At 52.8% G+C, this 19893-nt stretch carries 15 protein-coding genes; 11 read left to right on the top strand and 4 right to left on the bottom strand.

The window, feature by feature from the left end; translation table 11 throughout:
• Positions 1-204: 204 nt before the first annotated feature.
• From msrQ to acuI, 3 genes are all read right to left on the bottom strand, one after another.
• Positions 205-804, bottom strand: a complete 600-nt coding sequence (gene msrQ, locus NNN64_RS13290) for a protein-methionine-sulfoxide reductase heme-binding subunit MsrQ (protein ID WP_271441675.1) — start codon at positions 802-804, stop codon at positions 205-207.
• A complete protein-coding gene (gene msrP / locus NNN64_RS13285) occupies positions 805-1809 on the bottom strand; it encodes a protein-methionine-sulfoxide reductase catalytic subunit MsrP (protein WP_271441674.1) in 1005 nt (334 codons plus the stop codon).
• 119 nt (positions 1810-1928) lie between these two features.
• Positions 1929-2903, bottom strand: coding sequence for an acrylyl-CoA reductase (NADPH) (gene acuI, locus NNN64_RS13280; protein WP_271441673.1), 975 nt, complete (start codon positions 2901-2903; stop codon positions 1929-1931).
• Between the two features lie 225 nt (positions 2904-3128).
• Here acuI and csrD point away from each other — a divergent pair, with 225 nt between their 5' ends.
• The 8 genes from csrD (at position 3129) to tldD (ending at position 15574) form a co-directional block, all read left to right on the top strand.
• Positions 3129-5069: an RNase E specificity factor CsrD gene (gene csrD, locus NNN64_RS13275; RefSeq protein WP_271441672.1), complete on the top strand. Its 1941-nt coding sequence runs from the start codon at positions 3129-3131 to the stop codon at positions 5067-5069.
• Between the two features lie 306 nt (positions 5070-5375).
• A complete protein-coding gene (mreB, locus tag NNN64_RS13270) occupies positions 5376-6419 on the top strand; it encodes a rod shape-determining protein MreB (protein WP_000913396.1) in 1044 nt (347 codons plus the stop codon).
• 63 nt (positions 6420-6482) lie between these two features.
• Positions 6483-7505: a rod shape-determining protein MreC gene (mreC, locus tag NNN64_RS13265; RefSeq protein ID WP_040234170.1), complete on the top strand. Its 1023-nt coding sequence runs from the start codon at positions 6483-6485 to the stop codon at positions 7503-7505.
• Complete coding sequence (mreD, locus tag NNN64_RS13260) at positions 7506-7994, top strand: rod shape-determining protein MreD (RefSeq protein ID WP_137382460.1); 489 nt, start codon at positions 7506-7508, stop codon at positions 7992-7994.
• 7 nt (positions 7995-8001) lie between these two features.
• Positions 8002-8595: a Maf family protein gene (locus NNN64_RS13255; protein WP_137382459.1), complete on the top strand. Its 594-nt coding sequence runs from the start codon at positions 8002-8004 to the stop codon at positions 8593-8595.
• Positions 8585-10054 carry a ribonuclease G gene (gene rng, locus NNN64_RS13250; protein WP_003828822.1) on the top strand — a complete coding sequence of 490 codons (1470 nt, stop codon included), beginning with the start codon at positions 8585-8587 and terminating at the stop codon, positions 10052-10054. The genes NNN64_RS13255 and rng overlap by 11 nt, the downstream gene beginning before the upstream one ends.
• Positions 10055-10165: 111 nt before the next feature.
• Complete coding sequence (gene yhdP, locus NNN64_RS13245) at positions 10166-13966, top strand: AsmA2 domain-containing protein YhdP (RefSeq protein ID WP_271441671.1); 3801 nt, start codon at positions 10166-10168, stop codon at positions 13964-13966.
• 162 nt (positions 13967-14128) lie between these two features.
• On the top strand, positions 14129-15574 hold the full coding sequence (tldD, locus tag NNN64_RS13240) for a metalloprotease TldD (RefSeq protein ID WP_271441670.1): 1446 nt from the start codon (positions 14129-14131) through the stop codon (positions 15572-15574).
• An 85-nt stretch (positions 15575-15659) separates the two neighbouring features.
• On the opposite strand, the gene aaeR is transcribed toward tldD, so the two are convergent.
• The gene (aaeR, locus tag NNN64_RS13235; RefSeq protein ID WP_038634351.1) at positions 15660-16589 is read right to left on the bottom strand and encodes an HTH-type transcriptional activator AaeR; all 930 of its coding nucleotides are present in this window, start codon (positions 16587-16589) and stop codon (positions 15660-15662) included.
• A 184-nt stretch (positions 16590-16773) separates the two neighbouring features.
• On the opposite strand from aaeR, the gene aaeX reads away from it, so the two are divergent.
• The 3 genes from aaeX to aaeB are packed head-to-tail and all read left to right on the top strand — an operon-like array spanning position 16774 to position 19893.
• The gene (aaeX, locus tag NNN64_RS13230; RefSeq protein ID WP_000051841.1) at positions 16774-16977 is read left to right on the top strand and encodes a p-hydroxybenzoic acid efflux pump operon protein AaeX; all 204 of its coding nucleotides are present in this window, start codon (positions 16774-16776) and stop codon (positions 16975-16977) included.
• Between the two features lie 7 nt (positions 16978-16984).
• Positions 16985-17917: a p-hydroxybenzoic acid efflux pump subunit AaeA gene (gene aaeA / locus NNN64_RS13225; protein ID WP_271441669.1), complete on the top strand. Its 933-nt coding sequence runs from the start codon at positions 16985-16987 to the stop codon at positions 17915-17917.
• 5 nt (positions 17918-17922) lie between these two features.
• Entirely contained in the window at positions 17923-19893 is a 1971-nt protein-coding gene (aaeB, locus tag NNN64_RS13220) for a p-hydroxybenzoic acid efflux pump subunit AaeB (protein ID WP_271441668.1), read from the top strand.

Raw genomic sequence — 19893 nt, 5'->3', positions numbered from 1 at the left:
AAAGACAAAATATACCTTCAATATGCGATTGTCACCCTTTCTGCGCTGTAAAAACGCTACCGGGGAGAGCAAAGGCGCACATTATAACTATTTCGTAGCAATTGGCAGCTAAATACTGGTCTTATCAGGGAAGATAATCAACCGCTGGCATGTAAAGAACATGGGTTCGTCCGTGTTTTGCAACGTACTGCACATAACGTGAAACTACCGCCACCACTGGCGAAACTTCTTGTAGCGGCTGGCTAACAGCGCCGCTGCAAGTGCGGCATAAATAATCGGTTGCGGGGAGATAATTTTTACCGACCACAAATAATGTATGGGTGCCAGGATCGCCACAAGATAGACGAAGTTGTGCAGATACTGCCAATATTTACCCAGTTTTCGCTGGGCTGCCTGTGTAGAGGTTAAGGCGAGGGAGAATAATATGACCCAGCTGACAATGCCCAGCATCAAATAAGGTCGCGTGATTAATTCCCGTCCTAACAGCGCCAGATTATTAATACCCAACTCGAGGAGTGCGTAGCTGGTTAAATGCAGCGTCGCCCAGGCGAAACACCATAGCCCTAACAGGCGGCGAGTGCGTATCAATAATGGCTGTTTAGCGTAGCGCGCCAACGGCGCGACCAGCAAGGTAGCCAGTAAGAATTTCAGAGCTGTCCGACCGGTAAAGTGCTGAATGTCTTTGACCGGATCGGCGCTCAGTCCCCCATGATTTACCGCCCAAAATAGCCAGAGAAACGGTAAAAGTCCGGCAAGATGCAGGCAAACTTTCAGCCAGGTAATCTGTTTTGCAGTCAGGCGCACTTAAAAATTCTCCCGCAGATCGAGACCTCGGTACAGAGCAGCAACGTCCTTTGCATAGCCATTAAACAGCAGTGTGGGCTGGCGCTGTACATCCAGTATGCCGCCCGCGCCGATGAAGCGTTCAGTCGCTTGTGACCAGCGGGGATGATCGACATGAGGATTCACATTGGCATAAAAACCGTATTCATCGGACGCAGCCATATTCCAGGTGGTTGGCGGGCGTTCACGCGTCAGTTTAATACTGACGATCGACTTAATGCCTTTAAACCCGTATTTCCATGGCACCGTTAAGCGAATAGGGGCACCATTTTGTGGCGGAAGTGCCTTGCCATACACGCCCACGGTAAGCAGCGTGAGCGGATGCATGGCCTCATCCAGACGTAGCCCTTCAACATAAGGATATTTTAACCCACCGCCAATAAAGCGATCTTTCTGCCCCGGCATCTCTTCAGGGGCGTAGCGTGTTTCGAACGCGACATATTTTGCATTGCTGGTGGGTTCAACCAGCGCTAGCAGTTTATGTAAAGGAAAACCAATCCACGGCACCACCATTGACCAGGCTTCCACGCAGCGCATTCGATATATACGTTCTTCCAGTGGGAAGCGGGTGGTTAAGTCATCATGATCGAGCGTCAACGGTTTAGCGACTTCACCGCTGATTTTCAGCGTCCAGGGATCGGTTTTCAGACTGCCGGCATTGGCTGCAGGATCGGCTTTGTCGAGGCCGAACTCGTAGAAGTTGTTATAGCCAGAAACCTTATCTTCTGGTGTTAAAGGAAGCGTATTTTGCCAGACTGCCGGCTTGCTGAATTCAAGGGGTTTACCGGCAGGCGCGGGCGGACGGTCATTGCCTTTAAACCAGCTCAGAAGATCGGCCTCGGCAGAAAAGGGCAAAGACAACGCGGCGGCGCTGATACCCAGCGCTTTCAACACCTGGCGGCGCTGCATAAAAAAAGCCGACTCGGCTGTTACATCGGCTTCAGTGAATGGACGTATTTTCTTCATAACGGACTCCCGACATACGCGCAAAGGCTCATACTGGCGCGTAGTTACTATGGCAGGGAGTCCGTCAATGTGCAGATAAATTTAGTTAATTAAATGTAAATTTGTATCTGCGAATTGTTTTATTTCACCTTCACCAGCGTACGGCCTTGCACCTGGTTATTGATGATGGCATCGGCGAACTTCGGTGCATCGGCAAGCGTGATTTCTGTCGCTGCCTGGGTATAGAACGACTCTGGCAGGTCGTTAACCAGACGTTGCCAGGCCTGTGCACGACGAGCCGGAGGCGTCATCACGGAGTCGACGCCCTGTAAGCGCACGTTGCGCAGAATAAACGGCATCACCGTGGTGGGCAGCGCAAAACCGCCAGCCAGACCACAGGCGGCAACACAACCACCATAGTTCATCTGCGCCAGTACTTTTGCCAGCACTTTGTCGCCAACGGTATCAATGGCACCCGCCCACAGTTGCTTTTCCAGCGGACGAGATTCAGCAAACTCATCACGGCCCAGAATGCGGTTGGCTCCCAGGCTTTTCAGGTAGTCGTGAGTGCTTTCGCGGCCTGATACTGCCGCAACCTGGTAACCCAGTTTGTGCAGCAGCGCAACGGCAGTACTGCCTACACCACCGCTGGCACCGGTGACGACGATTTCGCCGTCTTCCGGGCGGATACCGGCATCTTCAAGCGCCATGACGCACAGCATCGCGGTAAAACCGGCGGTGCCAATGACCATGGCTTTGCGACCGTCCAGTCCTTTTGGCAGCGCAACCAGCCAATCGCCTTTAACACGCGCGCGTTCGGCCAGCCCACCCCAATGATTCTCACCCACGCCCCATCCGGTCAGTAAGACTTCCTGGCCTGCATGAAAACGAGGATCTTCACTTGCGCGTACGGTACCGGCGAAATCGATACCAGGAATCATCGGAAAATTGCGGATAATTTTACCCTTGCCGGTGATGGCGAGGGCATCTTTATAGTTCAGGCTCGACCAGTGAACATCCACCGTCACATCGCCTTCAGGTAGCTGATTTTCGTCGAGGGGTTGAACGGATGCGAGGGTTTTTCCGTCCTGCTGTTCTAAGATCAAAGCCTGCATAACCTGTCCTCAATTCATATAGTGGATTGGAAAATTATCTGTGAAGACTATACTCGCTAATTAAAACATGATGCCGATTCTGCGCAATAAATTGCCAGATATACCTGATTTGGTAGTATGCCCACATTGTTTGTGTAAATTGACGGATTTCGCGTTCAGTTTTGCATTTTCGTGTCGCTTTTTCACTTTCACACCTGATTCATCACTGTCGGAGTTAACACAAGGATGCGATTAACGACGAAATTTTCAGCCTTTGTCACGCTGCTTACCGGGTTAACGATTTTCGTGACGCTGATAGGTTGCTCGCTGAGTTTCTATAACGCTATTCAATATAAGTTCACCACCCGCGTCCATGCCGTCGCGACGGCGATCGATACCCATCTGGTCACCCGGGATGTCGTGTCCTTAACGCCGCAAATTGATGAATTGATGATTTCGGTTGATATCGTCCGTATTGAATTGCTTCAGGGTGACAGCGTTGTTTATAGCCATTCCCGAACCAGCAGCTACCGACCGGCGGGGACAAATAACCTTTATCGCGATCTCACCGTGCCATTGATCAAGCATCCGGGGATGTCGCTGCGCATGGTTTACCAGGATCCGATGGGCAACTATTTCCATTCGTTGATGACCACGGCACCGCTCACGCTATCGATAGGCTTTATCATCCTGATGCTGTTTTTGTCGGTGCGTTGGCTTCAACGTCAGCTTTCCGGGCAAGAACTACTGGAGATTCGTTCAACGCGGATCCTCAACGGTGAACGCGGGCCAAACGTTCGGGGAACGGTCTATGAGTGGCCAGCGCGTACCAGTAGTGCGCTCGACATGCTACTGACCGAAATTCAAAATGCTCGTGAGCAACGCAGCAGGCTGGATACGCTAATTCGCTCCTATGTTGCCCAGGATACAAAAACGGGGCTGAGCAACCGCTTGTTCTTTGATAACCAACTGGCGACGCTGCTGGAAGATCAGGAAAAAGTCGGCTCGCATGGTGTGGTGATGATGGTTCGTCTGCCGGACTTTACGCTGCTACGCGAGAGCTGGGGTATTACCCAGGCGGAAGAACAAATTTCAACGCTTATCAATTTGTTGTCTACCTTTATGATGCGCTACCCGGGCGCACTGTTAGCGCGTTACCACCGAAGCGATTTTGCCATCCTGCTGCCACACCGCACGTTAAAAGAAGCGGAAAGCATTGCCGGGCAACTCTTGAAAGCGGTGGATGCACTTCCTGCTAACAAAATGATCGATCGTGCCGATATGGTTCATATTGGCATTTGTGTCTGTCGCAGCGGTCAATCGACTGAACAAGTTATGGATCATGCCGAAGCAGCCACCCGGAATTCAGTATTACAAGGCGGGAACAGTTGGTCGGTGTATGACGACTCTCTGCCGGAAAAAGGCCGGGGCAATGTGCGCTGGCGAACGCTGATTGAGCAGATGCTCAGTCGGGGCGGGCCGCGAATTTATCAAAAACCTGCCGTAACGCGTGAAGGGCGGGTGCACCATCGCGAACTTATGTGCCGTATTTTCGATGGCAGCGAAGAGGTCATCTCGGCGGAATATATGCCGATGGTGCTGCAATTTGGTCTGGCGGAAGAGTATGACCGTCTGCAGTTAAGCCGTCTCATCCTGCTTTTGGGTTACTGGCCGCAGGAAAATCTGGCGATGCAGACGACGGTTGAATCGCTTATTCGTCCACGTTTTCAGCGTTGGCTGCGAGATACGCTGATGCAGTGCGAAAAATCGCTACGTAAACGCATAATTATTGAACTTGCTGAGGCGGATGTTTGTCAACACATCAGCCGGTTACAACCGGTTATCCGATTAATGGATGCGCTTGGCGTACGTATCGCCGTTACGCAGGCCGGTTTAACGTTGGTGAGTACCAGCTGGATCAAAGAGCTAAATGTCGAATTGTTGAAGCTTCATCCCAGTCTGGTGAGAAACATCGATAAGCGAACGGAAAATCAGTTGCTGGTTCAGAGCCTGGTAGAGACGTGTACCGGAACGCCAACACAGGTTTATGCCACGGGAGTTCGTTCGCGCAGCGAGTGGCATACCCTGACAGAACGTGGAGTCGCGGGTGGGCAGGGTGATTTTTTTGCCGCATCACAGCCACTTGACACAAACGTGAAAAAATATTCGCAAAGATACTCGGTTTAACCTGCCGTTTAATTTGTTTTCACGTAGAATAACGCGCGCTGTGCCTTCTGGGGGTGTGCTTGTCTGCTCGCCAGGTTGTAACAGCAAACATGCAGGTGAATGACCTTTGACAGGTTGCAAACAAAAGCGAGGACTGCTGCTGAGTTTTTCAGCCCTGATGGACTCAGGCCGGTTTTGTAACAAAGGAAACGAACTGCACTAATTTTCACCGTAGCAGATGATTTTTGCGCCTTGTCGCTGCTGCGTGTGGTTGGTAAAGTAAGCGGATTTTGTTTTCCGCCCCAGCTTTCAGGATTATCCCTTAGTATGTTGAAAAAATTTCGTGGCATGTTTTCCAATGACCTGTCCATTGACCTGGGTACCGCGAATACCCTTATTTATGTAAAAGGACAAGGCATCGTATTGAATGAGCCTTCCGTTGTGGCCATTCGTCAGGATCGTGCCGGTTCGCCGAAAAGCGTGGCTGCAGTAGGTCATGATGCGAAGCAGATGCTGGGTCGTACGCCGGGCAATATCGCTGCAATTCGCCCAATGAAAGATGGCGTTATCGCTGACTTCTTCGTGACTGAAAAAATGCTCCAGCACTTTATCAAACAAGTGCACAGCAACAGCTTCATGCGCCCAAGCCCGCGCGTACTGGTGTGTGTACCGGTTGGAGCAACTCAGGTTGAACGCCGTGCCATCCGTGAATCCGCTCAGGGTGCAGGTGCACGCGAAGTGTTCCTGATCGAAGAGCCGATGGCGGCAGCGATCGGTGCGGGCCTGCCAGTTTCTGAAGCAACCGGCTCAATGGTTGTCGATATCGGTGGTGGTACCACTGAAGTCGCCGTTATCTCTCTGAACGGCGTAGTTTACTCCTCCTCTGTGCGTATTGGTGGTGACCGCTTCGACGAAGCCATCATTAATTATGTTCGCCGTAACTACGGCTCTCTGATCGGTGAAGCTACCGCGGAACGTATTAAGCACGAAATCGGTTCTGCTTATCCTGGCGACGAAGTACGCGAGATCGAAGTTCGCGGTCGTAACCTGGCAGAAGGTGTTCCACGTGGCTTTACCCTGAACTCTAACGAGATCCTGGAAGCGCTGCAGGAACCCCTGACCGGTATCGTAAGCGCGGTGATGGTTGCACTGGAACAGTGTCCGCCAGAACTGGCATCTGACATCTCAGAACGCGGTATGGTCCTGACCGGCGGCGGTGCGCTGCTGCGTAACCTTGACCGTCTGTTAATGGAAGAGACCGGTATTCCAGTTGTTGTTGCCGAAGATCCGCTGACCTGTGTGGCTCGCGGTGGCGGTAAAGCACTGGAAATGATCGATATGCACGGCGGCGACTTGTTCAGCGAAGAGTAATCGGATGCAGGAAGGGTAGCCATGGGTTGCTCTTCCGCTCTGATGCGAGAATACGCATAGACTATGAAGCCAATTTTTAGCCGTGGCCCGTCGCTACAGATTCGCCTTATTCTGGCGGTGCTGGTGGCGCTCGGCGTTATTATTGCCGACAGCCGCTTGGGTACGTTTAGCCAAATCCGAACGTACATGGATACCGCCGTCAGTCCTTTCTACTTTATCTCTAATGGTCCCCGTGAATTACTCGACGGCGTGTCGCAAACGCTGGCTTCTCGTGACCAACTCGAACTTGAAAACCGGGCGTTGCGTCAGGAACTGCTGCTGAAAAACAGTGAACTGCTGATGCTGGGGCAATATAAACAGGAGAACGCGCGTTTGCGTGAGCTGCTGGGATCGCCGCTGCGCCAGGACGAACAAAAAATGGTGACGCAGGTCATCTCAACGGTTAACGATCCTTACAGCGATCAGGTTGTGATCGACAAAGGGAGTGTTAACGGCGTTTATGAAGGTCAGCCGGTCATCAGCGATAAAGGTGTCGTGGGCCAGGTCGTTGCGGTGGCAAAACTGACCAGCCGCGTACTGCTGATTTGTGACGCGACGCATGCACTGCCAATCCAGGTATTGCGTAACGATATCCGTGTGATTGCTGCCGGTAACGGCTGCACGGACGATCTTCAGCTCGAACACCTGCCGGCTAATACTGACATTCGCGTTGGCGATGTGCTGGTTACCTCCGGTCTGGGTGGGCGTTTCCCTGAAGGCTATCCAGTCGGTGTCGTTTCCTCTGTGAAGTTGGATACCCAGCGCGCATACACCGTGATTCAGGCGCGTCCGACGGCGGGTTTACAGCGTTTGCGTTATCTTCTGCTGCTATGGGGAGCCGATCGCAATGGCGCTAACCCGATGACGCCAGAAGAAGTGCATCGTGTTGCTAATGAACGTCTGATGCAAATGATGCCGCAAGTCCTGCCAGCACCGGATGCCATGGGGCCGCCTGCGCCAGTTCCTGCTCCGGCGACAGGCGTAACGCCGGTTCCTGCAACAACCACGCCGTCACAACCTGCTCCGCGTAAGCCGGGAGGGCAGTAAGTGGCAAGTATCCGTCACCAGGGACGTTGGGTCATTTGGCTCTCGTTCCTAATTGCATTTCTGCTGCAAGTCATGCCCTGGCCGGACGAGATCCTCGTTTTCCGGCCAAACTGGGTGCTGCTCATTCTGCTGTACTGGATCCTGGCGCTGCCGCATCGCGTAAATGTGGGAACAGGATTTGTCGTGGGTGCCATACTGGATCTCATTAGTGGCTCTACGCTTGGTGTGCGGGCATTGTCGATGAGTATCATTGCTTATCTGGTCGCACTGAAATTCCAGCTCTTCCGTAACCTCGCGCTCTGGCAGCAGGCGCTGGTGGTCATGTTGTTATCACTGGTCGTGGATATTATTGTTTTCTGGGCCGAGTTTTTAGTGATCAACGTCTCTTTCAGACCTGAAGTGTTCTGGAGTAGTGTAGTAAATGGTGTGCTTTGGCCATGGCTATTCTTACTAATGCGTAAAGTTCGCCAGCAGTTTGCGGTGCAATAAGGTTGATATGAATACTCTGTATCTTGCTTCAGGTTCCCCACGTCGTCAGGAACTGTTGGCTCAGCTTGGCGTAACATTCGAACGATTGGTTCCTGGAATTGAGGAGCAGCGGCACCCGCAGGAAAGCGCCCAGCAGTATGTTGTTCGCCTGGCGCGTGAAAAAGCGCAAGCGGGCGTAGCACTGGCTGAGCGCGATTTACCTGTGCTGGGGGCGGATACCATTGTTATCCTTAATGGCGAAGTGCTGGAAAAACCACATGATGCCGACCATGCAGCAGCGATGCTGCACAAACTGTCAGGCAAAACGCATCAGGTCATGACGGCTGTCGCATTAGCCGATCGCCAGCACAGCCTGGACTGTCTGGTGGTGACGGAAGTGACATTCAGAGCACTAACAGATGAGGACATCGCCGGTTATGTTGCCAGCGGTGAGCCTATGGATAAAGCAGGTGCATACGGTATTCAAGGGTTGGGTGGCTGTTTTGTCAGGAAGATAAATGGCAGCTATCACGCCGTAGTCGGCTTACCGCTGGTAGAAACGTATGAGTTGCTGAGCAATTTTAACGCACTGCGTGAGAAAAGGGATAAACATGACGGCTGAATTGTTGGTAAACGTAACGCCATCGGAAACGCGGGTGGCGTACATTGATGGCGGTATTCTGCAGGAAATTCATATTGAACGTGAGGCGCGACGCGGAATCGTAGGCAATATCTACAAAGGTCGTGTAAGTCGTGTACTTCCGGGTATGCAGGCGGCTTTTGTAGATATTGGGCTGGATAAAGCCGCATTTCTCCACGCATCAGACATCATGCCGCATACCGAATGCGTAGCGGGTGAAGAACAAAAACAGTTCACTGTGCGCGATATCTCCGAACTGGTGCGTCAGGGGCAAGACCTGATGGTACAGGTGGTGAAAGATCCTCTGGGCACGAAGGGCGCACGTCTGACGACAGATATCACGCTTCCTTCCCGTTATCTTGTCTTTATGCCTGGCGCCTCGCACGTGGGGGTTTCTCAGCGAATCGAGAGCGAAACCGAACGCGAACGCCTGAAAAAGGTGGTGGCGGATTACTGCGATGAGCAGGGCGGATTCATCATTCGCACGGCGGCTGAAGGCGTATGTGAAGAAGATCTGGCCTCTGATGCCGCTTACCTTAAGCGCGTCTGGACGAAGGTCATGGAGCGTAAGAAGCGCCCTCAAACGCGCTACCAGATGTATGGTGAATTGGCGCTGGCACAGCGCGTTCTGCGTGATTTTGCCGATGCTCAGTTAGACCGAATTCGCGTCGATTCCCGTCTGACTTATGAAGCATTGTTGGAATTTACTGCGGAATATATCCCGGAGATGACCAGCAAGCTGGAACACTATAGTGGACGCCAACCGATTTTCGATCTCTTCGACGTTGAGAATGAAATCCAACGTGCGCTGGAGCGCAAGGTTGAGCTGAAATCCGGTGGTTATTTGATTATCGATCAAACTGAAGCCATGACCACCGTAGATATCAACACGGGTGCATTTGTTGGGCATCGTAATCTCGATGACACTATCTTTAATACTAATATTGAAGCAACGCAGGCCATCGCACGTCAGCTGCGTCTGCGTAATCTGGGCGGCATAATCATTATCGATTTTATCGACATGAATAATGAAGATCACCGCCGCCGGGTGCTGCATTCTCTGGAACAGGCGCTGAGCAAGGATCGCGTAAAAACCAGCATTAACGGTTTTTCACAGTTGGGCCTGGTAGAGATGACACGTAAGCGCACGCGTGAGAGCGTGGAGCATGTGCTGTGTAACGAGTGCCCAACCTGCCACGGACGTGGCACGGTGAAAACGGTCGAAACCGTATGCTATGAAATCATGCGTGAAATCGTCCGCGTGCACCATGCTTACGACTCCGATCGTTTCCTGGTGTACGCATCTCCGGCAGTGGCTGAAACCCTGAAAGGGGAAGAGTCGCATGCGCTGGCGGAAGTGGAAATCTTTGTCGGCAAACAGGTCAAAGTACAAGTTGAACCGCTCTATAACCAGGAGCAGTTTGACGTGGTAATGATGTAAATCGTGTAGTGGCACCCGCGCATGTAAGCCGGATAAGGCACAAGCGCCGCCATCCGGCAATATTCACTCAAGGGGTGTGAGTCACATTTTTTGGCAGACAAGGAGAGGCGCGTGAGGCGATTGCCGGGGATTCTACTGCTCACTGGAGCCGCATTCGTTGTCATCGCAGCGCTGCTGGTCAGCGGGCTGCGCCTTGCTCTACCGCATCTCGATAGCTGGCGTCCGACCATTCTGGATAAGATCGAATCTGCCACCGGTATGCCCGTTTCCGCCAGCCAGCTTTCTGCTAACTGGCAAAATTTTGGCCCTACGCTCGAAGCGCGCGATATTCATGCCCAACTGAAAGACGGTGGCGAATTCTCGGTAAAGCGTGTCACGCTGGCGCTGGATGTCTGGCAAAGTTTGCTGCACATGCGCTGGCAGTTTCGCGATCTCACCTTCTGGCAACTGCAGTTGCGCACCAATACACCGATCCAACGTGGCGATAGCGGCGATGGAATTGAAACCAGCCATATCAGCGATCTGTTCCTGCGCCAGTTTGATCATTTTGATCTTCGCGACAGTCAGGTCAGTTTTTTGACCCTGTCAGGCCAGCGAGCAGAACTGGCGATCCCTCAGTTAACCTGGTTGAACGGTAAAAACCGGCATCGTGCTGAAGGCCAGGTCAGCCTCTCCAGCCTGACCGGCCAGCACGGTGTTATGCAGGTGCGTATGGATCTGCGTGATGATGACGGCCTGCTGAATAATGGTCGAGTCTGGCTGCAGGCTGACGACATCGACGTTAAGCCGTGGTTGGGGAAATGGATGCAGGACAATGTTGCGCTGCAAACCGCGCGCTTTAGCCTGGAAGGCTGGATGACGCTCAACAAAGGCGAAATCTCTGGCGGCGATGTCTGGTTGAAAAAGGGCGGCGCAAGCTGGAAGGGAGAGAGCAACATCCACACGTTGTCCGTCGATAACCTGACTGCGCATATCAGCCGTGAGCACTCCGGTTGGTTGTTCGCTATCCCGGATACGCGCATCACGATGGATGACAAACCTTGGCCGAGCGGGGCATTAACGCTGGCCTGGTTCCCCGAGCAGGAAGTGGGGGGCGCTAATAACAAGCGCAGCGACGAATTACGTATTCGCGCCAGTAACCTGGAGTTAGCCGGGTTAGAGGGGCTACGCCCGATGGCCGCTAAGCTATCTCCGGCATTGGGAGATATCTGGCGGGCCACGCAACCGAGCGGCAAGATCAATGTGCTGGCGTTGGATATCCCGTTACAGGCGACCGAAAAAACCCGTTTCCAGTCCTCGTGGACCGATCTGGCGTGGAAACAGTGGAAGCTGTTGCCGGGAGCAGAGCATTTCTCCGGTACGTTGTCTGGCAGCGTGGAAAATGGCGCATTAACGGCCTCCATGAAGCAGGCAAAAATGCCGTATGAAACCGTCTTTCGTGCCCCGCTGGAGATAGAAGATGGTGTGGCAACGCTCAGTTGGCTGAAGAATGAAAATGGCTTTCAGCTAGACGGGCGCAATATTGACGTTAAAGCGAAAGCGGTACATGCGCGTGGCGGTTTTCGTTATCTGCAACCAGCAGGTGATGAGCCGTGGCTGGGGATTCTGGCGGGGATTAGTACTCACGATGGCTCCCAGGCCTGGCGCTATTTCCCGGAAAACCTGATGGGGAAAGAGCTGGTTGATTACCTCAGTGGGGCAATTCAGGGCGGTGAGGCGGATAACGCCACGCTGGTTTATGGTGGTAACCCACATCTGTTCCCGTATCTGCATAACGAAGGTCAGTTCCAGGTGCTGGTGCCGCTGCGTCATGCAAAATTTGCCTTCCAGCCGGACTGGCCCGCACTGACTGACCTCAATATTGAACTGAACTTCATTAACGATGGTCTGTGGATGAAGACGGATAGCGTCAATCTGGGGGGGGTAAAAGCCACAAATCTGACGGCAAATATCCCTGACTACGCAAAAGAAAAACTGCTGATTGATGCCGACATCAACGGGCCGGGCAAAGCGGTTGGGCCTTATTTCGACGAAACACCGCTGAAAGAGTCGCTTGGTGCCACACTGGAACAGCTGCAAATTGACGGCGATGTGAGTGCTCGCTTACATCTTGATATCCCGTTAGATGGTTCTCTGGTTACGGCCAAAGGCGATGTGAATCTGCGAAATAACAGTCTGTTTATCAAGCCGCTCGACAGCACGCTGAAGAATTTGAACGGTAAATTCAGCTTTATCAACGGCGATCTCAAGAGTGAGCCGATGACGGCGAACTGGTTTAATCAGCCTCTGAATGTCGACTTTTCCACTACCGAGGGTGCAAAAGCTTACCAGGTTGCTGTGAATCTGAATGGCGACTGGCAGCCAACTCGTATGGGGATACTCCCCGCACAGGTGAATGATGCCTTAAGCGGCAGTATGGCGTGGAACGGTAAGGTTGGCATTGACCTGCCATATCATGCCGGAGCGACCTACAACATTGAGCTGAAAGGTGACCTGAAAAATGTAAGTAGTCACTTACCTGCTCCGTTAAACAAGGTAGCCGGCGAGTCGCTGCCGGTTAATGTTAAGGCTGAGGGCAACCTGCGCAGCTTCGATCTGACCGGTAACGCCGGAAGCAGGAACCACTTTAACAGCCGCTGGTTGCTGAATCAGAAACTGACGCTTGATCGCGCTATCTGGACTTCGGAAAGCCGTACCGTGCCAGCGCTTCCTGACCAGCAGGGTATTGAACTTAATCTTCCGCCCATGGACGGTGCGCAATGGCTGGCATTGTTCCAGAAAGGCGCGGCGGATAACGTCGGAAGTAATGCGAACTTCCCGCAGCGTATTGCGGTGCGCACGCCTTCTTTATCATTGGGCGGCCAGCAGTGGAATAACCTGAGCATAGTGTCTGAACCTGGGCTTAATGGTACCAGCGTACGGGCGCAGGGGCGTGAAATTAACGCCACATTGGCTATGCGCAATAATGCTCCGTGGCTTGCCAATATCAAGTACCTGTATTTCAACCCGAGCGCTGCAACGTCATCGCCCAATACAACGCCAGCCTCGCCGTTCTCTGCCATCAATAACATCAGCTTCCGTGGCTGGCCGGATGCGCAGATACGTTGCGAAGAGTGCTGGATGTGGGGGCAAAAATATGGGCGCATTGATGCCGATGTCGCGATAAAAGGTGACACATTAACGTTGAGCAACGGTCTACTGGATACCGGGTTTGCCCGACTGACCGCCGATGGCGAATGGGTCAATGTGCCGGGCAAGGAGCGTACATCACTGAAAGGAAAGCTGAATGGCAACAAGATTGATGCAGCCGCGGGTTTCTTTGGCGTATCTACCCCGATTCGTAACTCTTCCTTTAACGTCGAGTACGATCTGCACTGGCGTAATCCGCCCTGGGACCCAGATGAAGCTTCACTGAATGGTATTTTGCGCACCCGTTTAGGCAAAGGTGAATTGACTGAACTTAGCACCGGACATGCGGGACAACTGTTACGTCTGCTGAGCTTTGATGCGCTCTTGCGTAAACTGCGTTTTGATTTTAGCGATACGTTCAGTGAAGGTTTTTATTTTGACTCTATCCGCAGTACGGCGTGGATCAAAGATGGTGTGATGCACACTGATGATACGCTGGTGGATGGTCTGGAAGCTGATATCGCCATGAAAGGTTCGGTGAATCTGGTGCGTCGCGAACTGGATATGGAAGCCGTTGTCGCACCAGAAATTTCTGCCACCGTCGGGGTGGCCGCGGCGTTTGCCGTCAACCCGATTGTCGGCGCGGCGGTATTTGCCGCCAGTAAAGTTCTGGGGCCGCTGTGGAGCAAAGTTTCAATTCTGCGCTATCGCATTACCGGTCCGGTCGATAAGCCACAGATTAACGAAGTTCTGCGCCAGCCGCGCAAAGAAAGCCAGCAATGATTTGACGGGGACGAGTAATTGCCCCAATCTCAACAGAGAACTTCTACCGCAGTCCGTAGGCCGGATAAGGCGTTTACGCCGCCATCCGGGCATTGAAGCGCCTGATGGCGACGCTGGCGCGTCTTATCAGGCCTACAACAGTAACTAATGAGTAGCAAAACGATGAGTCTGAACCTGGTAAGTGAACAATTGCTAGCGGCGAATGGCCTGAAACATCAGGATCTGTTCGCCATCCTGGGCCAACTGGCCGAACGCCGTCTTGATTACGGCGATCTGTATTTTCAGTCGAGCTACCACGAATCCTGGGTTTTAGAAGACCGCATCATTAAAGATGGTTCTTACAATATTGATCAGGGCGTTGGCGTGCGTGCCATCAGCGGCGAAAAAACAGGGTTTGCCTACGCGGACCAAATAAGCCTGCTGGCGCTGGAGCAAAGTGCTCATGCCGCGCGTACTATCGTGCGTGACAGCGGTGATGGCAAAGTAAAAACGCTGGGTGCGGTAGAGCATCAGGCACTCTACACCTCGGTTGATCCATTACAGAGCATGAGCCGGGAAGAGAAACTGGATATTCTGCGTCGTGTGGACAGCGTTGCGCGTGCCGCCGACAAGCGTGTGCAGGAAGTGACGGCGAGCCTGACCGGTGTGTATGAGCTGATTCTGGTTGCAGCGACGGATGGAACACTGGCGGCAGATGTTCGTCCTCTGGTACGACTGTCCGTCAGCGTGCAGGTAGAAGAAGACGGCAAACGCGAGCGTGGTGCCAGCGGTGGCGGCGGTCGCTTCGGTTATGACTACTTCCTCGCCTCCCTTGATGGCGAAGTTCGTGCTGACGCATGGGCGAAAGAAGCCGTACGTATGGCGCTGGTCAATCTCTCTGCGGTAGCCGCGCCAGCGGGCACGTTGCCGGTGGTACTCGGCGCTGGCTGGCCTGGCGTTCTGCTGCATGAAGCGGTCGGTCATGGTCTGGAAGGTGACTTTAATCGCCGTGGCACTTCGGTATTCAGCGGTCATATGGGTGAGCTGGTGGCGTCAGAATTGTGCACCGTCGTTGATGATGGCACGATGGCAGATCGTCGTGGTTCAGTAGCCATTGATGACGAAGGAACGCCGGGTCAGTACAACGTGCTGATTGAAAACGGTATTCTGAAAGGCTATATGCAGGACAAACTGAATGCGCGCCTGATGGGCGTGGCGCCAACGGGTAACGGTCGCCGTGAATCTTATGCGCACCTGCCGATGCCGCGTATGACCAACACCTATATGCTGCCGGGGAAATCCACGCCGCAGGAGATCATCGAGTCTGTCGAATACGGTATTTATGCGCCTAACTTTGGCGGCGGCCAGGTGGATATCACTTCCGGGAAATTCGTGTTCTCTACCTCCGAAGCGTATCTGATTGAAAACGGTAAAGTGACCAAACCGGTGAAAGGCGCGACGCTGATTGGCTCCGGTATTGAAGCGATGCAGCAGATTTCGATGGTGGGCAACGACCTGAAACTGGATAACGGAGTGGGTGTTTGCGGTAAAGAAGGACAGAGTCTGCCGGTTGGCGTGGGCCAGCCGACGCTGAAGGTGGATAACCTGACCGTAGGTGGCACCGCGTAACATCATGATGTAAGCCCGATAAGCACCCGTGCTATCGGGCATCTTGCCGGATGCGGCGTCAACGCCTTATCCGGCCTGGACTTTTTTACTTCTCTTTTCCCCGACCGTACATTCCCTGAAACAGTTGCGCCACATCGACAAAATAATCGGTCAGATAGTTAATCACCACCTGCACCTTGAGCGGCAGCTTATCCTTTTCGGTATACAACGCATACACCGGACGTGGATCTGACTGGTAGCGGGGGAGCAGGATCTCCACTTCGCCGCGGTTGATCTCGTTGATCACCCACATCAGCGGTACATAAGCAATGCCCGCGCCTGCCGCCAGCCAGCGCACCAGCGTCATCGGATCGTTGGTCACAAAACGTCCCTCTGGGATCAGACGGGTAGAAATCCCCTCCGGGGCAATTAATTCGAACTCATTATCCGGGCGAACACTGTATTCCAACCACGAATGATTGCTGAGATCGGCGGGTTTCTCCGGAACACCAAACTGGGCGAGATAACTTTTTGCCGCGCAGACCACCATCGGCATAGCTCCCAGACGACGCGAAAAAAGGCTGGAGTCCTGCAGGGCGCCCACGCGGATAACCACGTCCAGACCGTCGGCAATCAGGTCGGGTGCTGGTATTCCCGTCACCAGATTTACCGTCAGTCCAGGATACTCTTTGAGCATTTTTGCGGTCAATCCGGCGAGGACATTTTGTGCCATGGTTGAAGAACAACCAATGCGTAGCGTGCCGATGGGCGTGTTGTTAAAAGCATACAGTTGCTCGTGAACATCCTGCGCTTCGTGCAGCATGCGACGGCAACCCTGATAATAAATTTTACCCGCCTCGGTAAGCCCAATGCTGCGTGTGCTGCGGTTTAGCAGCTTAACCTGCAACTCATCTTCCAGTTTGGATACCGTCTGGCTTATCGATGAAACGCTCATTTGCAACTGTCTTGCGGCGGCGGTGAAAGAGCCCAGTTCGACAACTTTGGCGAACACCGACATTCGTTTTAATCGTTCCATTGTTCACTCTGGCTTAAAAGTGATTTAGATCACATAATATAGATAACAGCATAACAGTTACGCTAATATATTATTATTCAAATAACAGCTATGTCGCTCTCGCCTGGCTCATCCTTGCCCTTCTCTGCGGTGACATACGCTAGAAAATCTATCACCTGCACTCTCTTAAGCTACCAAGGTCAACATGAGTCTGTTTCCCGTTATCGTGGTGTTTGGTCTGTCCTTCCCACCGATTTTTTTCGAATTGCTTTTGTCACTGGCGATTTTCTGGCTGGTGCGCCGGGTGTTAGTTCCGACTGGCATCTATGATTTTGTCTGGCATCCGGCTCTGTTTAACACCGCGCTGTATTGCTGCCTGTTCTATTTAATATCGCGCCTGTTCGTTTGAGGTTGAAGTGAAAACACTAACAAAAAAACTCTCCCGTACGGCTATAACTCTCGTACTGGTCATTCTGGCCTTTATCGCTATTTTCCGCGCATGGGTCTATTACACCGAGTCACCGTGGACGCGTGATGCACGTTTTAGTGCTGATGTCGTCGCCATTGCACCGGATGTCGCGGGTCTTATCACCAATGTTAACGTCCATGATAACCAACTGGTGAAAAAGGATCAGGTCCTGTTCACTATCGATCAGCCACGTTATAAAAAAGCCCTCGAACAGGCGGAAGCGGACGTCGCTTATTATCAGGTTCTGGCACAGGAAAAACGCCAGGAAGCCGGTCGTCGTAACCGACTGGGCGTGCAGGCAATGTCTCGTGAAGAGATTGACCAATCAAACAACGTACTGCAAACCGTATTACACCAGTTGGCGAAAGCTCAGGCGACTCGCGATCTGGCAACACTAGATCTCGAACGAACCGTTATTCGAGCGCCGGCAGATGGCTGGGTGACTAACCTGAACGTCTATACCGGTGAATTTATTACCCGCGGATCGACAGCGGTAGCACTGGTAAAGCAGCATTCATTCTATGTACTGGCCTATATGGAAGAGACCAAGCTGGAAGGCGTACGCCCTGGGTATCGCGCTGAGATCACCCCGCTTGGTAGTAATAATGTGTTGAAAGGCACCGTCGATAGCGTGGCGGCAGGCGTGACAAATGCCAGCAGCACACGGGATGCGAAAGGTATGGCAACCATCGATTCCAATCTTGAATGGGTACGTCTGGCGCAGCGTGTGCCGGTGCGTATTCGTCTTGATGAGCAACAGGGAATGATGTGGCCGGCCGGTACTACGGCCACCGTCGTTATTACCGGTAAGCAGGATCGCGATGCCAGTCAGGAGTCGTTCTTCCGTAAAATGGCGCACCGTCTGCGCGAGTTTGGTTAATTGTGATGGGCATTTTCTCCATTGCCAATCAGCATATCCGCTTTGCGGTAAAGCTGGCATGTGCCATTGTACTGGCGTTATTTGTTGGCTTTCATTTCCAGCTTGAGACTCCTCGTTGGGCAGTCCTGACCGCAGCCATTGTGGCGGCAGGCCCAGCCTTTGCCGCCGGTGGAGAACCTTATTCAGGCGCTATCCGCTACCGCGGTATGCTGCGTATTGTTGGGACATTTATTGGCTGTATTGCCGCGCTGATCATTATCATCAGTATGATCCGTGCGCCGCTATTGATGATCCTGGTGTGCTGTATCTGGGCCGGTTTTTGTACCTGGATCTCTTCACTGGTAAAGATCGAAAACTCCTATGCCTGGGGGCTTTCGGGTTACACGGCGCTGATTATCGTCATTACCATTCAGGCGGAGCCTCTGCTGACGCCACAATTTGCGCTCGAACGCTGCAGCGAGATTGTGATGGGGATTGTCTGCGCTATCATCGCCGACCTACTCTTTTCGCCCCGTTCAGTGAAACAGGAGATAGATGTCGAGTTGGACAGCCTTCTGGTGGCGCAATATCAGCTTATGCAGCTGTGTATAAAGCATGGTGATAGCGAAGAGGTGGACAAGGCCTGGGGCACTTTAGTTCGTCGTACGGCGGCGCTGGAAGGTATGCGCAGCAACCTGAACATGGAATCCTCACGCTGGGTGCGCGCCAATCGTAGGCTCAAAGCGTTGAACACACTGTCACTGACGCTTATTACTCAGTCCTGCGAAACCTATCTTATCCAGAATACGCGACCAGAACTGATTACAGATACTTTCCGCGAGTTGTTTGATACACCGGTTGAAACGGTGCAGGACGTACATAAACAACTGAAGCGGATGCGCCGTGTGATTGTCTGGACCGGTGAGCGTGATACGCCAGTGACGATATACAGCTGGGCCGGCGCGGCGACGCGCTACCTGCTGTTGAAACGCGGCGTGGTCAGCAATACCAAAATCAGTGCAATAGAAGAAGAGATCCTGCAGGGCGAGCCGGTGGTGAAAGTGGAATCCGCTGAACGTCACCATGCAATGGTCAACTTCTGGCGTACTACGCTGTCCTGTGTGCTGGGAACCTTATTCTGGTTGTGGACCGGCTGGACATCAGGTAGTGGTGCGATGGTAATGATAGCGGTCGTCACCTCGTTGGCCATGCGTTTGCCTAACCCCCGCATGGTAGCCATCGACTTTATCTATGGCACGCTGGCAGCATTACCGTTGGGGGCGCTCTATTTTTTGGTAATTATCCCCAATACCCAGCAAAGCATGTTATTGCTGTGTCTGAGTCTGGCGGTGCTGGGATTCTTTCTGGGTATCGAGGTGCAAAAGCGGCGTCTGGGCTCAATGGGGGCGCTGGCGAGCACCATTAACATCATCGTGCTGGATAACCCGATGACGTTCCACTTTAGCCAGTTCCTCGACAGTGCACTGGGGCAGATTGTCGGCTGCGTATTGGCGTTTATCGTTATTCTGCTGGTGCGGGATAACTCGCGTGACAGAACAGGTCGTGTGTTGCTTAACCAGTTTGTGTCGGCAGCGGTCTCCGCAATGACCACCAATGTTGTGCGTCGTAAAGAAAATCACCTTCCGGCGTTGTATCAGCAGCTGTTTTTACTGATGAACAAATTCCCCGGCGATCTGGCAAAGTTCCGCCTGGCACTGACGATGATTATTGCTCACCAGCGTTTACGTGATGCGCCTGTACCGGTAAACGACGATTTATCGACGTTTCATCGCCAGCTTCGCCGTACTGCCGATCATGTTATTTCTGCAGTCAATGATGACAAACGCCGACGCTACTTTAGTCAGTTGCTGGAGGAACTTGATATCTACCAGGAAAAATTAACGCTCTGGGAAGCCCCGCCTCAGGTGACGGAACCAGTGAAACGACTCACGGGAATGTTGCACAAATACCAGCATGCACTGACCAGCAATTCATAA

Source organism: Citrobacter sp. Igbk 14 (assembly GCF_028069825.1).
Lineage (GTDB): Bacteria > Pseudomonadota > Gammaproteobacteria > Enterobacterales > Enterobacteriaceae > Citrobacter.
The sequence above is the reverse complement of the archived record's forward strand: the minus strand, read 5'-3'. Positions and strand labels throughout refer to the sequence as shown.

Bases quoted from the DNA above. Each gene is read 5' to 3' on its own strand.
- msrP (WP_271441674.1), bottom strand. From the start codon at position 1,809: ATGAAGAAAATACGTCCATTCACTGAAGCCGATGTAACAGCCGAGTCG.
- acuI (WP_271441673.1), bottom strand. From the start codon at position 2,903: ATGCAGGCTTTGATCTTAGAACAGCAGGACGGAAAAACCCTCGCATCC.
- csrD (WP_271441672.1), top strand. From the start codon at position 3,129: ATGCGATTAACGACGAAATTTTCAGCCTTTGTCACGCTGCTTACCGGG.
- mreB (WP_000913396.1), top strand. From the start codon at position 5,376: ATGTTGAAAAAATTTCGTGGCATGTTTTCCAATGACCTGTCCATTGAC.
- mreC (WP_040234170.1), top strand. From the start codon at position 6,483: ATGAAGCCAATTTTTAGCCGTGGCCCGTCGCTACAGATTCGCCTTATT.
- NNN64_RS13255 (WP_137382459.1), top strand. From the start codon at position 8,002: ATGAATACTCTGTATCTTGCTTCAGGTTCCCCACGTCGTCAGGAACTG.
- rng (WP_003828822.1), top strand. From the start codon at position 8,585: ATGACGGCTGAATTGTTGGTAAACGTAACGCCATCGGAAACGCGGGTG.
- tldD (WP_271441670.1), top strand. From the start codon at position 14,129: ATGAGTCTGAACCTGGTAAGTGAACAATTGCTAGCGGCGAATGGCCTG.
- aaeR (WP_038634351.1), bottom strand. From the start codon at position 16,589: ATGGAACGATTAAAACGAATGTCGGTGTTCGCCAAAGTTGTCGAACTG.
- aaeX (WP_000051841.1), top strand. From the start codon at position 16,774: ATGAGTCTGTTTCCCGTTATCGTGGTGTTTGGTCTGTCCTTCCCACCG.
- aaeB (WP_271441668.1), top strand. From the start codon at position 17,923: ATGGGCATTTTCTCCATTGCCAATCAGCATATCCGCTTTGCGGTAAAG.